General features: G+C 72.6%; 8 protein-coding genes. 5 read left to right on the top strand and 3 right to left on the bottom strand.

The genetic code is table 11. From position 1 onward, the window contains the following. Positions 1-20: 20 nt before the first annotated feature. Together P1P70_RS02350 and fxsT are read left to right on the top strand one after the other, a co-directional pair. Positions 21-236 carry a hypothetical protein gene (locus tag P1P70_RS02350; RefSeq protein WP_319234104.1) on the top strand — a complete coding sequence of 72 codons (216 nt, stop codon included), beginning with the start codon at positions 21-23 and terminating at the stop codon, positions 234-236. Beyond that, positions 229-3,711, top strand: coding sequence for an FxSxx-COOH system tetratricopeptide repeat protein (fxsT, locus tag P1P70_RS02345; RefSeq protein ID WP_319234102.1), 3,483 nt, complete (start codon positions 229-231; stop codon positions 3,709-3,711). Before P1P70_RS02350 ends, fxsT begins: the two co-directional genes overlap by 8 nt. A gap of 40 nt (positions 3,712-3,751) precedes the next feature. On the opposite strand, the gene P1P70_RS02340 is transcribed toward fxsT, so the two are convergent. Further along, entirely contained in the window at positions 3,752-7,522 is a 3,771-nt protein-coding gene (locus tag P1P70_RS02340; RefSeq protein WP_319234100.1) for a tetratricopeptide repeat protein, read from the bottom strand. After that, positions 7,519-11,106 carry a tetratricopeptide repeat protein gene (locus P1P70_RS02335; RefSeq protein WP_319234099.1) on the bottom strand — a complete coding sequence of 1,196 codons (3,588 nt, stop codon included), beginning with the start codon at positions 11,104-11,106 and terminating at the stop codon, positions 7,519-7,521. The genes P1P70_RS02340 and P1P70_RS02335 overlap by 4 nt, the downstream gene beginning before the upstream one ends. A gap of 193 nt (positions 11,107-11,299) precedes the next feature. Between P1P70_RS02335 and P1P70_RS02330 the strand changes: the two genes are divergently transcribed. The 3 genes from P1P70_RS02330 (at position 11,300) to P1P70_RS02320 (ending at position 14,080) form a co-directional block, all read left to right on the top strand. Then, a complete protein-coding gene (locus tag P1P70_RS02330) occupies positions 11,300-12,640 on the top strand; it encodes a radical SAM protein (RefSeq protein WP_319234098.1) in 1,341 nt (446 codons plus the stop codon). Then, positions 12,637-13,659 (top strand): aminotransferase class I/II-fold pyridoxal phosphate-dependent enzyme, encoded by a 1,023-nt coding sequence (locus P1P70_RS02325; RefSeq protein WP_319234096.1) that lies wholly within the window; start codon positions 12,637-12,639, stop codon positions 13,657-13,659. The genes P1P70_RS02330 and P1P70_RS02325 overlap by 4 nt, the downstream gene beginning before the upstream one ends. Positions 13,660-13,894: 235 nt before the next feature. After that, positions 13,895-14,080: a hypothetical protein gene (locus tag P1P70_RS02320; protein WP_319234095.1), complete on the top strand. Its 186-nt coding sequence runs from the start codon at positions 13,895-13,897 to the stop codon at positions 14,078-14,080. Positions 14,081-14,288: 208 nt separating this feature from the next. On the opposite strand, the gene P1P70_RS02315 is transcribed toward P1P70_RS02320, so the two are convergent. Further along, positions 14,289-14,681 carry a hypothetical protein gene (locus P1P70_RS02315; RefSeq protein WP_319234093.1) on the bottom strand — a complete coding sequence of 131 codons (393 nt, stop codon included), beginning with the start codon at positions 14,679-14,681 and terminating at the stop codon, positions 14,289-14,291. Positions 14,682-15,202 lie beyond the last annotated feature (521 nt).

Below are 15,202 nucleotides of genomic sequence, written 5' to 3'. Positions count from 1 at the left end.
ACAGGGCGGAAGGGGTGTCGATGGGCGAGGGTACGGTGCACGAGGACGAGCCCGAACACGAGGACGAACCCGAACCGGAAACCGGTGAGGTCAGATTCGGGGACGAGGGCGAGGTCGAGGTCTTCGACGGGAGGGGATGGTCTCCCTACCGGGGTCTGCCCGGCGACGATGCCGGAAGCGCCATGCGGGAGGACCCGGAGGCCGATGGCATGACGCGCCCGCCCGGCAGTGGCTGAGGACCCCGACACTCCGCCCCCGTCGGAGCGGAGTGACGTGCTGCGGCGGGTACGGGACCCCGACGCCCGCCGCAAGCTGGAGGAGTTGGCCCAAGCCGGAACAGTGCTGTCCTACGCGGGCTGGGAGGACGCGGGGAACTCCGGCGCCCAGGTGTTCGCGGCCTACGCCCAGCGCCTCGTGGAGGGGCGGCTCACCGACGCCCGCAAGCTGATCGTCAAGGTGCTGCCACCGCGTGCCGCCACGATCCGCGAGCCCCAACTCCACGCGCGCGCTGAAGAGTTGTCGACGCCCTACTTCGTCCAGCGCCGTCTCGCACGGCAGTTGCCCGACTATCCGCCCCAACCCCTCGCGGGCAACGGCTGGATCATGTTCCAGGAGATCGCGGGCGGCAGTCTGACGGACTACCGGTCGCTGTCGGCGCTCATGGAGGACGAGACCGTGGGCGGCTCCACGATCGCGGCGCTCTGCGGGCGGGTCGTCGAGTCGGTCCTCAACGAGTGGAACACGCCCCAGACGCTGTGCTTCCGCCGGGGAACCGCCTCCGACATCCTCACCTCGCTGCTCGGGCCCCGTATCGAAGAGGGCGGAACCCTGCACACCTGGGCGCGTCACGACCCCGGGCTGCTGGAGCGCCCGCGCCCGTACCTTTGGCTGCCCGGTGAGACCCTGCCCTTCCCCAACCCCTTCGCCCTGGTCACCGGGCCCCGCATGGCCGGCGACGCGACGCTGGCGCTGCTGGCCGGCCTGGGACACGGCGATCTGCATCCGGGCAACGTGGTGTGCCGCCACCGCTCCGCGCAGGAGGCGGACGCCCACCGGTTCATCGATCTGTCGAGGTTCGGCAAGGACGCTCCCTTGGTGTGCGACCCCGCTCACTTCGTCCTCTCGATCGTGGCCTCGCGGTTGGCCTCGGAGCGGGCACCCGAGGTCCGCACCGACCTCGCCCGGTACCTCGTCGACCCCGACCGGCATCCGGGGCAGCACGTCCGCGTCGGCCTGCGCGAGGTGATCCGGTCGATCCACGAGGCGGAGAAGGGCTGGGCCGAGCACAACGGCCGCGGGCTGTACGCGGAGTGGAGGAGCCACCGGCTGCTGGCCCACCTGGCCTGCGCCCTGGTCTTCAGCGGGCGCGCCTGGCTCCGCCCGGAGGACAGGCAGTGGTTCTTCGAACTCGCCGCACGCGCGGCCGGGGCGTATCTCGCCCTCCAGGACGAGCGGACCGCCACTGCGGCGCCCCCGGCCGACTCCCGCGCCGCCGCTTCCCGGGACGACGCCCGGCACCGCGATACGACACCTGCCCCGCCCGCGGTGTTCTGGCGGACCGAACGCCCCACCGCGCCCCTCGCGTACCACGTGCCCCGCGAGCGGGAGCTGGACGCCGTCGACCGGCTCCTCGCCCGGCGGGAACAACCGGTGATCATCACCGGGCCGCCCGGTACCGGCAAGTCCCAGCTGGCCCTCGAGTACCTGGACCGGCACGGCGGCGCGTACGACTTCGTCGCCTGGCTGCCGGCCCAACGCGAGGAACTTCTCTCCCAGGTGGTGTCCGACCTGGCACGGCTCTGCGGCGTCGAGACCGACACCGCCGCCGGGACCGACGCCGTCATGGCGGCCCTGGGCCGCATGGGCAGCTGGCTCGTCGTCCTCGACGACGCCGACCGGCCCTCCGCCGTCCGCCGTCACCTCCCGCGCCCCGGCTCGCGCTTCACCGTACTGATCACCTCACGCAACCCCCTGTGGTCCCAGCTCGGACCCCAGCACCAGCTCGGCGACTTCGACCGGAGACAGTCCACGCGCCTGCTCACCCGCCGGGCCGGACAGCTCTCCGCGCACGACGCCGACCGGGTCGCCGCGGCGCTGGGCGATCTGCCGCTCGCCGTGGACCAGGCCGCGCAGCAGCTGGAGGGTTCACCGATGGGCGCGGAGCGGTTCCTCGCGCTCGTGGAGAAACACGCCAAGAAAACCCTGGCCCGTGGGCTCGACGAGGACGTCTACCCCGCGTCCCTTGCCGCCGTCGTGCGGATCGCCGTCGAGCGCCTCGAGGAACAGGAGCCCGACGCGGCTCGTCTGGTCCGGCTGACGGCGTGCTTCGCGACCGCCGCGCTGCCCTTCTCCCTCCTCGACGAGACGGCCGCGCTGCTTCCCCCCGCCCTGCGCGACGCCGTCGACCAGGCGCCCGGCCGGCTGTCCGACCTGGTGAAGGCCGCGTCCCGGGTCGGCCTGGTGCAGGTAGACCGTGGTGACCTGCACATGCATCAGCTGTTCCGCAGGCTCGTCCGTGAGGAATGGACGCCCGAGGTGGACATGGACCGTTCGTGGGCGCGGAGAATGCTGTCGGCCACCGATCCGGGTGATCCCCGCGACCCCGGCACCTGGCGGACGTACGGGGCGCTGCTGCCGCACGTCCTCGAACTCGACCTCCCCGCCGCCCCGGAGGCCGCGTGCCACCGGATGTTCCTGCGGATGGCCCACTTCCTCACCGTGAGCGGCGACGCCCGCACCGCACGCCAACTCCTGCAGGGCGCGATCGAACGCTGGAGCACCGAGTACGGGGCCGACGTCGACATCACGATGTCCGCGACGGAGCACCTGGCTCGCGCCCACGTACAACTCGGCGACCACCGTACGGCGGTGGAGCTGGACCGGCGCGTGCTGGAGCACCACACCCGCCGTTCGGGCGCCCGGGACGCCGAGACCCTCACCGCCGAGCACAACCTCGCGGCAGACCTGATCACTCTCGTCTCCCACACCACCGGGCTGTACAGCGACGACGGCCGACAGGTCCTGCGGCTGCAGCGCGAAGTGGTGGACCACCGCGCCGAGTTGCTCGGGGCGGACCATCGCGACACCCTGCTCTCGCTGTACAACCTGGCTCTGGTCCTGCGGGGTACCGGGCACTCCGTCGAGGCCCGGGACGCCCATCGCCGCGCGTACACGGCACTGGTGCGGATCCTCGGCAACGACCATCCCGAGACCCTCCGGGCGGCCCACGGTCTCGCCGTGGGCCTCAAGGACACGGGGGAACTCGAGGAGGCGGGGAACCTGCACGAGGACACCTACCGGCGGCGCCAGGCGGTCCTGGGCCCCCACCATCCCGATGTGGCCCAGTCCGCGTACAGCTACGCCCGTACGCTCGGCGCAGGCGGGGACGACACGGCGGCGGTGGCCCTGCTCAGGGAGGCTCACGGCCGGGCCCTGAACGTGCTGGGACCGGACCACCCCGACACCCTGCGCTACGCGCACTGGCTGGCGGTGGGTCTGCGCCGGACGGGCGAAGGGGAGGAGGCCGCCCCTCTCATCGAGGACACCTACCGGCGACGGCTGCGCCTGCTGGGCGAGGCGCACCTCGACACCCTGCGCTCGGCGTCCGTCCACGCGGCGGAGCTGCGGTACGCCGGTGACGTGGACGCGGCCCGCGAACTGGAACGGGCGACACGGCGCATGCTGGCGCGGCTGACCACCGGCACGGCCTGAAGGGGGACGCGGCAGGCCCTGTTACCGGCCGGGATCGGCCTCAGTCCTGGTCTTCGAACCCCTGGCCCTCGAACTCCTGTGCCGCGCGCACGGCTTCGACGAGGGCGTCCGCCGCAGAGGACTCCATCGACGCCGACAGCAGTTCCCGAAACCGACGGTCCCCCAAGTCCCCGGCCACGTCGGCGAGTTCGTACAGGGCGGTAGCCGCCACCGGTGTCTGCGGCCCGCATTCCAGTCCCGCGACGAAGCCGCGCAGGGCCAGACCGAAGGCGGTCTCCGGGCTCCCCGCGAGCCGCTCCCGCTCGCTGAGCGCGGACAGGGCCCTGGCCCGTCCGTCGTGGTCCTCGATCGCCTCGAAGATCTCCAGGGCCTGTCGGTGCCAGACCAGCGCACCGGCCGGGTCGCCCTCGGCGGTGGTCAGCAGTCCCAGCTGGTGGCGGGAGCGGCCCGCGCCGTACCGGTCGCCGCAGTCCTCGGCCACGGTCAGCGCCCGCAGGTACAGGTCCCTGGCGCGCTCGGTTTCGCCCGTGCCCTGCGCGAGCACGCCCAGTTGGTGCTGGACGGTGCCCACCGCCGCGCGGTCACCGGCGAGGGTCAGGAAGGCCAGGGCCCGTTCGTAGTGGGCACGTGCCTGCCCGGGTTCCCCGGCGTCGTCGGCGATCATGCCCAGCAGGTGTTCCCCGGCGGCGGTCGCGGCCACGTCGCCCACCTCGTCACCGATGCGCATGGCGCGCCGGCACAGGACGGTCGCCCGTGCGCGGTCGCCCTGTTCCTGTGCCAGCAGGGCGAGTTGGAGGTACCCGGAGGTCGTGGCCGTCCGGTCGCCGAGCTGTTCGTGCGCGGCCAGCGCGCGCCGGTAGTGGTCCTCCGCCACGTTCAGCCGGCCGCAGTTGTGTTCCACCACACCGAGTTGGTGCAGGGCTGCGGCCGTCCCGGCCGGGCTCTCCTCGTCGGGCTGGGCGGCCTCCAGGTCGACGAGCGCCTCGTAGTGGTCCCGGGCCGCGGCCGTGTCGCCGGTGGCGATGGCCACGCTGCCCAGGAAGTGCCGGGCGCGCTTCGCCTCCGCCAGGTCCTCGGGCCCGGTGAAGGTCACCAGCGCCCGCTGGTAGCGCTTCTTGGCTGCCGGGTACTCTCCCATCGCCTCCTCCAGGGTGCCGAGTTCGAGATCGGCGATCGCGGCGGCCTGTTCGAAGCCGATGCGGGTGAACAGCTCAAGTGCCCGCTCCCGATGGGTCCTGGCCTCGGTGAAGCGTCCGGTGTCCTGTGCGGCGCTGCCCAACGCGTCGTGCAGGACGGCGGCGGCGTGGTCCTCCAGCGGTGTCCACGCCAGTGACTCCCGTGCCAGGCGCTCCACCTCGGCGAAGGCGCCGGTGGGCCGCAGCCGGTCCACCAGCGCCACGGTCATCGTGAACGCTTCGTCGATCAGGCCCGCTTGCCGGAAGTGGTGTCTGCTCTCGGTCAGATCGAGCACGATCCTGGCGGTGTCGCCCTTCGACCGCTGGATGTCCAGCCAGTGGCGTGCGGCTCTCTCGTGGGCGGCGGCCATCCGCTCGGGCGGCTCGGACCCGGCCAGCAGCGAGGCCAGCCAACGGCACACGAAGTAGGTCGGTCGGGTGGCGGTGCCGGCGGCGTCGACGGCTGTCAGCAGGCCCCGGCTCTCCAGCAGGGCGATCGTCTCGCGTGCCGGAACGGAGCCGGTCTCCGGCCGGTCCGCGAGGTCGTCGGGACGGACGGGGTGCCGGTGGACCGACAGCGAGACGAGAACCGTGTGCTCAGCGGGCGTGAGGTCCCGCAGCAGCCGGTCCACTCCCGTGTCGCGGGCCAGCAACCGGTACGTCGAGCGGATCGCTGCCCCCAGTCCGGCCGAACGTACCGCCGTGCGGGAGAGGCCCTCGGCGGCCAGCCAGTCGGTCAGCCGGGCCTCCAGTCCGGGCAGGACCGGCGCGGCGCCGCGCACCAGCGCGTCCACCAGGCCCAGACCGGCGGGATGGCCGCCGATCTCGGCGAGAACCCGCCGCACGGCCTTGTCGGGGAACCGGCTCAGGCCGGGCAGCCGGCCGATGAGGAGCCTCGACTCGCCCGACGACAGGGGGCCGAGGTGGAAGGCCGCCGTCGCGCTGTCGGCAAGGGTCGGAAGACGCAGCCGGTGCCGACTGGTGATGATCAGCCGGTACCGGTCCGGACGGTCGGCCCAGGCGGCCAGTTGCCGGGCGAGCAGGGGGTCGGCACAACGGGCGTGCGGGTGGCCGGGGACCGGTTCGGTCTCCACGTCGTCGACGACCACGATCAGCGGCGGGCGGCCGGGCGGGTGGTCGGCCACCTTCCGGCACGCCGCGGTCAGGACGGACGGGGCCGCCGCGCCCCCGATCCGCACCACGTCCTCGGCCGGGGTGGCGAGGCGTTGGAGGAACTGGCCGACGAGCGTCGACTTGCCCACCCCGGCCGGCCCGTACAGGAGCAGCGCCGCGCACCCCTCGTCCCAGAGCCGCATCAGGTGCCGCAGTACGGCGCGGCGGGCCACCGGCCGTACGTCCCCATGCGGGCCGGGGGCCGGGGGCGCCGCCGGTGTGGTGCGGGGCCCGGCGCTACGGGGCATCGGCCGGGGCCGCGCGGGCAGCGGCGACGCACCGAGGAACAGAGCCGGAGTCGGCCATTCGCAGAGGTCGATCGGGCCGGCGTGCTCCTGTCGGCGGCGCTTCTCCAACCGCTGTCGGGCCTCGGCGACCGCGTCGAGCACGGCCGGCAGGTCCGCGACGCCGTCCTCGGGGTCGGGGGCGCGTAAGAGGGAGTAGAGCTCGGCGCAGAAGGCGGCGGCGTAGCTGTCGCTCACCGCCGCGGTCATGGCCAGTACGGACGGTACGCCGGACGCGACGAGTTCGGAGGCGAGGCCGGTGAGCTGTTCCTCGTCGTGCGCGGCCGGTGCCGGGCCGTCCGGGGAGCGGCCGGCGCCCGTGGAGCAGCCCGCCAGCACCACCAGCCGGGGCGCGCCGCCGGCCGGGATGGCGTCGGCGAGGTCCCGCGCGGTGGTCGGGTGGGTGCGGCCGCGGCCGTCCTCCAGCAGCAGCGCGTCCGCGCGCGCGTGGCAGGACAGGTGCAGGATGTCGCAGGGACGGCGTGTCATCGCCCGGCGGATCTCGGTGAGCGTGTCGGGCCCGTCGATCGTCTCGACGTCGATGTGCCGCTGTCGTAGCCCCGCCTCGACGGCGCCCACGATGCGTCGTGCGTCCGCCTCCAGGTCCAGCGCGGGCCCCTCCAGGTCGTCGAGGGGGTCCGCGAAGGCGGCCAGGATCCGCGGACCGCGCACCGGGGCGGGTGCGTGGACGGGCCCCTGCCGGGCCGTCGGCGCGCGGTGGAACCGGACCCGGGGCGACAGTGCGAGCGGGGCGGGAGCCCCGGGCAGCAGCACGGTCTCCCACGGCAGCCCGGCGAACTCCGGTACGGACACGGCGATGCCGATCCACACGGGCTGCTCGGGACCACTCGTGTCCAGCGCGCGGGCGACGGCGTCGCCGGCAGGCCCGCCGAGGAACGCCTCGCCGATCGCGAGGCCCAGGGCGTGAACGGCGTACCGGGACGCGGTGGACGCGGGGGTGGTCCTGCTCGTGGCCGGATCGAACCTGGTCAGCGAGGGGCGTCCGGCCCGGGCGAGCGTGAGCCGCCACAACCGCTCCAGCACGGCGCGGGTGAGTCCGCGGTGCTCATGGGTGACGACGGCAGTGCCGTCGACCGACACGGTCGTCTCCTTGCGGGTCACCGTCACCAGGACGGAGACCGGTCGCTCGGTGGTGTCGGAGCCGTTCGCGGACCTCACGCGGGTTCCTGCGCGCCGCGGGCGTGGTAGCGACTCGCCGCAGCGGGGCGGCCCAGGTCCTGGAAGCAGTCGCCGATGACGCGGTAGGTGGCGGGCCGCTCGCGTGTCTCGTCGGTCCGGCGGAACAGGGCCAGCGCGTCCCGGGCGTGGGCCAGTCCCACGAGGGGGAGGCCGCGTCTGCGGGCGAGGGCGGCGAGCCGGGTCAGACACTGGGCCTGGCCGACCACCCGCCGCAGTTGCGTGTTGAGGTCCAGCGCGGTCCGCACGTGCTCCTCCGCGATGTCGAGCGAGCCCTGACGCTCCGCGCAGATGCCCAGGTGCTGGTGGGATCGGGCGATCTCCTCGGTGGCGCCACGAGCGGTGGCGATGCGCAGCGCCGCGTCGAATTCGGCGTGGGCCGCGTCGAGTTCACCGGCGACGACGTGCAGGGTCCCGACCTGGTTGCGGATCTCCATTTCCTGCATCTCGTCGCCGGTGTCCCGACACAGGTCCGCCGCCGTGCGGCAGTGCGCCATGGCGGCGGTCATGTCGTGGGCGTCCTGGGCGATGTAGGCCAGGCTGCGCAGGCAGGCGACAACGGCGCCTGTGTCGCCGACCTGCTTGAAGGCGGCCAGGGCCTCTTCGTAGCCTGCCTGGGCGCGGACCGGGCTGCCCCGGTACTCGTCGAGCATGGCCAGTTGGTAGCGGGACGCGGCGGCGTCCCGGTCCAGGCCGAGCTGTCGGAACACGTCGAAGGCCCGGCGGTAGCGTCTCTCGGCGTCGGCGTAGTCGCCGAGTTCGTGGAGCACCGAGCCGAGTTGGTGCTCGGCGTAGGCGATCCCCAGGTGATCACCGGCCGCGTCGCTCACCGTCAGGGCGCGCTCCAGGTGTTCCCGGGCCTGATGCATCGCCCCTCGGTCGCGGGCGACCAGACCGAGCTGTCGATGGGCCTGGGCCGCCGGCCCGGAGCCGGGTTCCACCCAGTCCAGCACGCGCCGGCACAGCTGTTCCTCGTCGGTCCAGCGGCCCAGCGTGTGCAGTAGCCGGCACACGCGCTGGGCCACCTCGGCGGCTTCCGCGGGCCGGTCGACCGCCTCGTGGTGGTCGACCGCCTCGAAGCCGGCGTGGACACGTTGTCGCTGGGGCAGCGTCTGCCGGTCGAGGACGTCCGACCAGTGGACGGCGGCTCGTTCGTGGCCCCGTCGGGTCGACGGGGCGTCCAGCACGGCCAGTTCGGCCGCGGTCCAGCGATGCACCGACCACAACGGCTCGCCCTCCGCTCCGACTCCGTCCGGGGCCAGGAGCCCGGCGGACACCAGCTCGTCGAGTTCGTCCGTCACCTCTTCGGCGTCGGTGAACGCCCGCTGGGGCACGGGTGAGCGGTGGACCGCCGCATGGATGAGCAGGGTCCGGGAGGCAGGGTCGAGAGTGGCGACGAGGTCGTCGAGCAGTGTGTCGGCGGCGGTGATCCGTAAGGCCTGCCGCAGGGCGCTGCGCGCTCGTCCCGCGACGCGGCTGCGTGTGGTGCCGATGCCGTCGGTGAGTTCTTCGAGCCGGCGGGCAAGGTCGGTGTCGGTGACGGAGGTTCGGCCGAGCAGGGCGTCCAGATAGCCGTAGGCCCGAGGGTGGCCGCCCACGGCTTTCTTGAACCGGTCCCATTCGTCGGGCGGCAGCCGCCGGGTCTGCGGGAGTCTGAGGCGCAGCAGGTCCGTCTCGGCCGGCGTCAGCGGTGGTAGCGCCAGGTGCGGCAGCCGTGTCGCGTCGGGTCGGCCGGGTGGGAGCGGGTGGCGGGAGGTGACGAGGACGGGCGGTGCCGTGTCGAGGTCGGCCCAGGCTTGGAGGAACGCGCCGAGTTCCGGATCGGTGAAGGCGGTGGCCTGCCCCGAGTGACGAGCGAGATTGGCCTCGAACTCGTCCAGTACCAGGACGGGCGTTGCGGTCGCGTGGTCGGCTGCCGCGCGGGCGAGTTCACGCAGCCGGTCCGGCCAGGGTCGCCGGGCGTCGGTGAGGGGGCGTGGGGCGTCGGTGACGGTTCGTGGGGCGTCGGCGCGGAGGCGGGTCTCGTCCACCGGGCCGGGCAGGACGGCCGTGATCGCGTGCAGGATCTCCTCGACATCCGTCCTCCCCTGCACGAGCGCGACAGGACGGCCGGCGCCGTGGAAGCGCAGCAGTTCCCCCACGAAGGCCGACTTCCCGCCTCCGCCGACACCGTGGACGACCAGCCCCGTCCCTTCCGTCCCCAGGGCGCGCGCGGCGATGCGCAGCTGGTTCCTGCGCCCCACGAAGGTGCCCAGAGGCAAGGCGAGCGGCGGCCGCGCGGCAGGCGTCGCCGTCGGACGCCCACCGCTGTCCCGTCCGTCTCGGCCGCCCTGTTCGCCCTGTCCGCCCTGTCCGTCCTGTCCGCCCTGTCCGTCCCAGACGCTGCCGGTGTCCGCGGTCCGTGGAGCGGACGCGGGCCCGGGCGCCGTTCGGGCGGCTGTGTACAGGACCGGGATGTGCCACTCGGGAAGGGCGGCGTCACCGTCGCCCGTCTGCCGGGCCGCTTCCATCGCGACGCGTGCCGAGTGCAGGGCGTGCAGCGGGCCGCTCCCGGAGGCGAGGCCTGCGTGGAAAGCGGCCGTCAGCCCGCCCGCGTAGGCGTCCCGGACTGGTGCCGACATGGCGAGGACCGCGGGCACTCCGGAGGCGGCCAACTGCTCGGCCATGCCGGGCAGGAAGGCCGTGTCGCCTCCGTCCTGACCCGGCAGGCGCCGTGCGGAGGCGGTCGAGCAGCCTGCCAGGACCAGCACGGGCGGTGTACCGGTCGCGGACACCGCCCGGTACAGGTCTTCGGCCGTGACCGAGTGCGGGGCCCCGTCGACCGTCTCCAGGCGCAGGTGTCCCGGGCGGGCGTGACAGACGATGTGAACGATGTCCGCAGGCGCTTCCTCCAGGGCTGCGGTGAGGGCGTCGAGGCTGCCCGAACCGAGCAGCCGCAGGTCGACGGGGATGGGCGAACCGTTCACCGCCTCGGTCAGGCGGGCTGTCTCCGCCTCCAGGTCGAGCAGCCCCTCGTGCGGTGTGTACGCGGAGGAGGGGCCGGCCAGCAACGCCACCATCCGCAGGGGACGCGCCGTGCCCGGCGCGGCCACCTGCGTCGGGTCTCCGCCGCCGGACCCGGTGCGAAACGGACGGAAGACGGGGTGCAGCGCCAGGGGGTCGGCCTCACCGGGCAGAAGCAGCATCTCCCAGGGCAGTCCGGCAAGTGACCCAGCCTCGACCTCCAGTGCGAGCGGCAGCGTGTCTCCGTTCCGTAGGGCGTCCCGCGCCGCGTCGGTCAGGGCCTGGCACACGCGTCTCCCGGCCCATTGCCCGAGGAGCTGCCCCATCCGGTGAGTGAGCTGGATCGCCTGGCCGATCCGTTCGGGATCCAGTGACTCCCGCGAGCGCTCGTGCAGCCGGGCCACGGCGCGGGCGGTTTCCACGAGCGCGAAGTCCGGGGCGGTTCGCGGCGCGTGGGCGACCACCTCCCCGCCGACCGACAGGGTGACGTCCGCGCTCGTCACGGACAGACGGTGGTGGGCCGGGTCGTCCGCACCCGCCTCGCTCGTGCGCTCTCGGTTCACAGATCGACTCCTCGACTCGGCAGAGAGGAAGGCAAGCGTCGCCGGGTACGGGCGGCGGCGGACACACCCATTGTGGGGTGCGCGGGCCTGGCAGTACGGCGACTGCGCCCCGATTGCGGGAAGTTGATCGAGTGTGGCCGAACCCCCGAATCCCTCCCTTCAGACGAGGCAGGAAGTCAAGCATGATGACGGGATGAACCACAGTGACCAGCGCTTCCACGTCATCGTGCTGTCGAACTTCGCGAAGGGCTTCGACAAGTACGCGTTCGCTTATGACAAGGCGGGGATTCCGGAAAGTACCTATCCCGACCGGTTCCACCTGCTGACCCGTGCGGAGTTGGGAATCGGCGTGGGCAAGGCGAGACGCCTGCTGGACCGTCTGGCCATCCCGGGTGACGGGCTGCTGGTGCTGGAAACCACCGTGGACCCCGAACAGCTGGTGCCCAACGTGTCGACCGGCCTCGGTAGGGAACTGCGCGAGGCCCGCCTCCGACTGTCAGCAGTCCACGAACTCGACGGAGCGGGCGACGAGTTCACTCTGCGCCCGACAACCGTCGAGGATGCGATGGCGGCCTCCCTGCGCCTCCAGGGTTCGGCACTGCGTAGCTACGCCGACACGCGACCGCGCTCGGTGTCGATCCTGCCGGTCGCCTCCGCCTGCCAGGCCCGGTGTTCGTTCTGCTTCTCCTCTGCTTCGATCTCCAGCGACCAGGCGCCGGCGCGGGTCCCGTGGGACGCGGTCGCCCGCCGGCTGGAGCACGCCCGTGCGGCAGGTGCCGAGCGTGCGGTGATCACCGGCGGCGGGGAACCCACGCTCATACCGTTCGAACAGCAGGTGCGGCTGGTGTCCGAGTGCTCGGCGGCCTTCCCGAAGGTCGTCCTGATCACCAACGCGCACACCCTGGCGAAAGCCGGGCACGCCGACCGGGCCGACCGACTCACCGCCCTGAGCACCGCGGGGCTGAGCGTGCTCGCCGTCTCCCGTCACCATCACGACGACACCGTCAACGAGCGGCTGATGATGCTCCGCACGCCGGTGAGCTCCGTCATCGACACCTGGCGCCTGGAACGTGACCGCTGGCCGGGTCTGCGGATGAGGCTGATCTGCGTGCTCCAGCACGGCGGTGTCGCCGACGCGGCCGGGGTCGCCGCCTACCTTTCCTGGGCTGCGGCTCTCGGTGTCGAGGAAGTCTGCTTCAAGGAGCTCTACGTGTCCACCAGCACCGAGTCGCTGTACTTCGACCGCGCCGCCAACGTCTGGAGCCGCGAGCACCAGGTTTCGCTGTCCGTCGTCACCGGCTTCGCCGAGCGGCACGGTTTCGACCTGGCGAGCCGTCTGCCCTGGGGCGCGCCGGTCTACGAGGGCGGCTGGGACGGGCGGCCGATGCGGATCGCCGCCTACACCGAGCCCAGTCTGCTCTGGGAACGCACCAACGGGATCGCACGGAGCTGGAACGTCATGGCCGACGGACGCTGCTACGCCTCCCTGGAGGACCGGGCCAGCGAGATCGTGCCGGAAGGTGCGGCGGCGTGAGGTTCGAGGAGTTCCAGGAATTCCGGCAACGGCAACTCGGCGCCTCCTCGTCGCTTCTGGACGCCGCCGAGACCAACGTCTACCGGGCGCTTGCTCCGCTGCGACCGGAGCCGCCGACCGACACGACGACGGTGCACCGGTGCGATCTCGCGCGCGCCTGGTTGCGGCGCTTCGAGCTGCCGGAGGAGTGGTCCGGTCACGCCATGATCTGCCGAGGGGTCCGGCACGGGCTCGGTGTGGTGTTCCCCTGGCTGCGCGCCGGGCAGGCGCGGTTGTGGCTGCCCAGCGACGTGTACCCGGTCTACTTCGAGCTGGCCCGCGCTGCCGGCCTCGAGCCCCTGTCCTACCCGACGCTACCGGCGCCGGCCCTCCCGCCGTCGTCGGCGGACCACCGCGCCGAATACCTGCTGCTCGCCAACCCCAGCAAGCCGCTCGGCCGTTACCTGTCCGATGCGGAGTGCGCGGCGGTGATGTCGTGGTTGCGGGAGTCACCCACACGCCGCCTGCTGATCGACAGCGTCTACGACCTGGGAGCCCCGTTCGCCGCCGGCACACGGCGACTGCTGGACACCGGTCGTGCGGTCCTGCTGCATTCGGTCACCAAGGGATGGCTGTGGCCACGCACGTTCGGCGTGGTCCTGCTGGGCCCGGCGCACGCCGACCTGGCCGAGGCGTTCCGGGCGGATCCGCCGACACCGGCACAGCTGATGCTCGCCGACCGGCTGCTGACCGAGCACGCCGACGTGCCCCGGCAGGTCGGCGACGAGCTGACCGCACGGGCCGGTCGACTGTTCGAGCAGCTGCCCGCCGACGTGCTCGGGGCGATTCCCCCGGCGAGCCGGACCAGTCCCGGCAACTACTTCTTCCCCGTCGGGATTCCGGCGGAGACACTCCAACGCGAGTACGGCGTACTCGCCGTTCCGGTCAGCGTGTTCGGCCGGAGCGACTGGCCCGGCTCGATCCTGACCAGCCTCTCCGACGCCTTCACCCGCACGCCGACGGTCACCCGAACCCACTGAGGAGGATGCGCGCTGCCCAGGCCGGTGAACCTACGTATTCGATTACGCAGTTCTACTGGCGCCCCCGGAAGGCCGCGTTGGGAGACTCGCCCCATGAGCTTCCTGCGGGAGTCGTGGTGTCACGCCGGGAGCCTGCTGCCTCCTTACCGGGCGAGCGCCGCCAGCGGTGCGACGGAGTGGGGCTGCGCACGCTGTCCAGGCAACAGAGCCCAGCTGAACAGGGGAGAGTCCTCCGTTGGTTTCCAAGATCCGGGTCCTTGTGGGCATGCTCGTGCTCCTGGCGCTGGCCGGCGGCGCCATCGCCCTTCTCGCGGCCATGAAAGCCGGTGCCACCTGGTTCACGATCGTTCCGCTCGGCATCCTCGTCACTGGCGCGACCGTCATCCAGTCGCTCGGATGGTTCAACAAAAAGGGCCGGTGACTGATCTGACAGCCTGGCGGCCGGCAGGGCACACAGTTCTGCTGCGGTGCCCTGCTCACGGGTCAACGGCAGGTGAGAACAGCCTGCCCGGCGGCCGCCGCCCCACAACGGCGACGGCGGCCGGGCTCGTCCTTCGGGAACGAGAGCCGAGATCCAGCGGCAGGCGTCGCGAGCGTGGGGTTCCCACCGTGGCCGGAACCCCACACGGTCATACGTGTGGTCGCGGCTCCTCCTGAGACGTCGCCCGAGGCTCCCGCCCCTCGGACGCGGACGTGAGCGGCTCCGCCGCGCGGCCCTCCGGTTCCCGCTCCCTGGCAGCCAGGGCCCTCGCCAGCATCTTCGCGCGGTACGGGTTCGACGTATCGAGGGCCTTCGCCACCTCCACGGCCTCGTCCAGCAGGGCCAGACGTCGCTCAGGCAGCTCTCGCAGCAGGGGCGACGCGCTCGCCTCCACCAGGACGTACGCCAGCTTCGACCCGTACGTCTCCGGCTCGACCCGCGTCAGAAGGCGGTAGATCCACAGTCCTTCGGCACCCCGCACCACCCGCCGATTGGCGCTCAGCAGCTTGACCCTCGCGAGCACGACCATGTCCTGATCCATCGATCCCCCTTCGTCACGCCACCCCCGGCCCATGCCCGTCACACGGTGAGACAGCACGGCGACCGCACCGACAACCGCGAACGGTTGTCGGCACGTTGGCCGGAGGGTGGATGACGACGAGTCTGACGCGCGGCACCAACTGCCACAAGAACAAACGGACGTGCGCTGCGTCCTACCGAAAACCACCTCCGAACAGGCAAGATGGACCTGACACTCACTCATGGCCCGGCTGCTGCGGGCGAAGCACGGCAGATTCCTCCACCTCGGCGCGGGCTCCGCTCGCAGGCGCCATGCGCGTGGGCTCGGGCTCGGAAGCGTGTGGGTGTCGAAATGGCCAGCCGTGGGCGCACGACTCCTACCGGGCCACCGCCCTTAGGTGACTGCCCCGACGGGTGTTTCCGGGTCCGGTGGTCCTCACGTACGACGCCGGTCAGGCGCTCGTCGCGTGTGCTGGAGGTATGGACTTCGGCAGGCGCGCGGTGATGGCGGCGGGACTCGGGGCGGCGGGGGCGACGGTGGCG

The sequence above is a fragment of the Streptomyces sp. MB09-02B genome (genome assembly GCF_033794485.1).
Taxonomy (GTDB): domain Bacteria; phylum Actinomycetota; class Actinomycetes; order Streptomycetales; family Streptomycetaceae; genus Streptomyces.
This window is presented reverse-complemented; position numbering and strand designations above follow the sequence as displayed.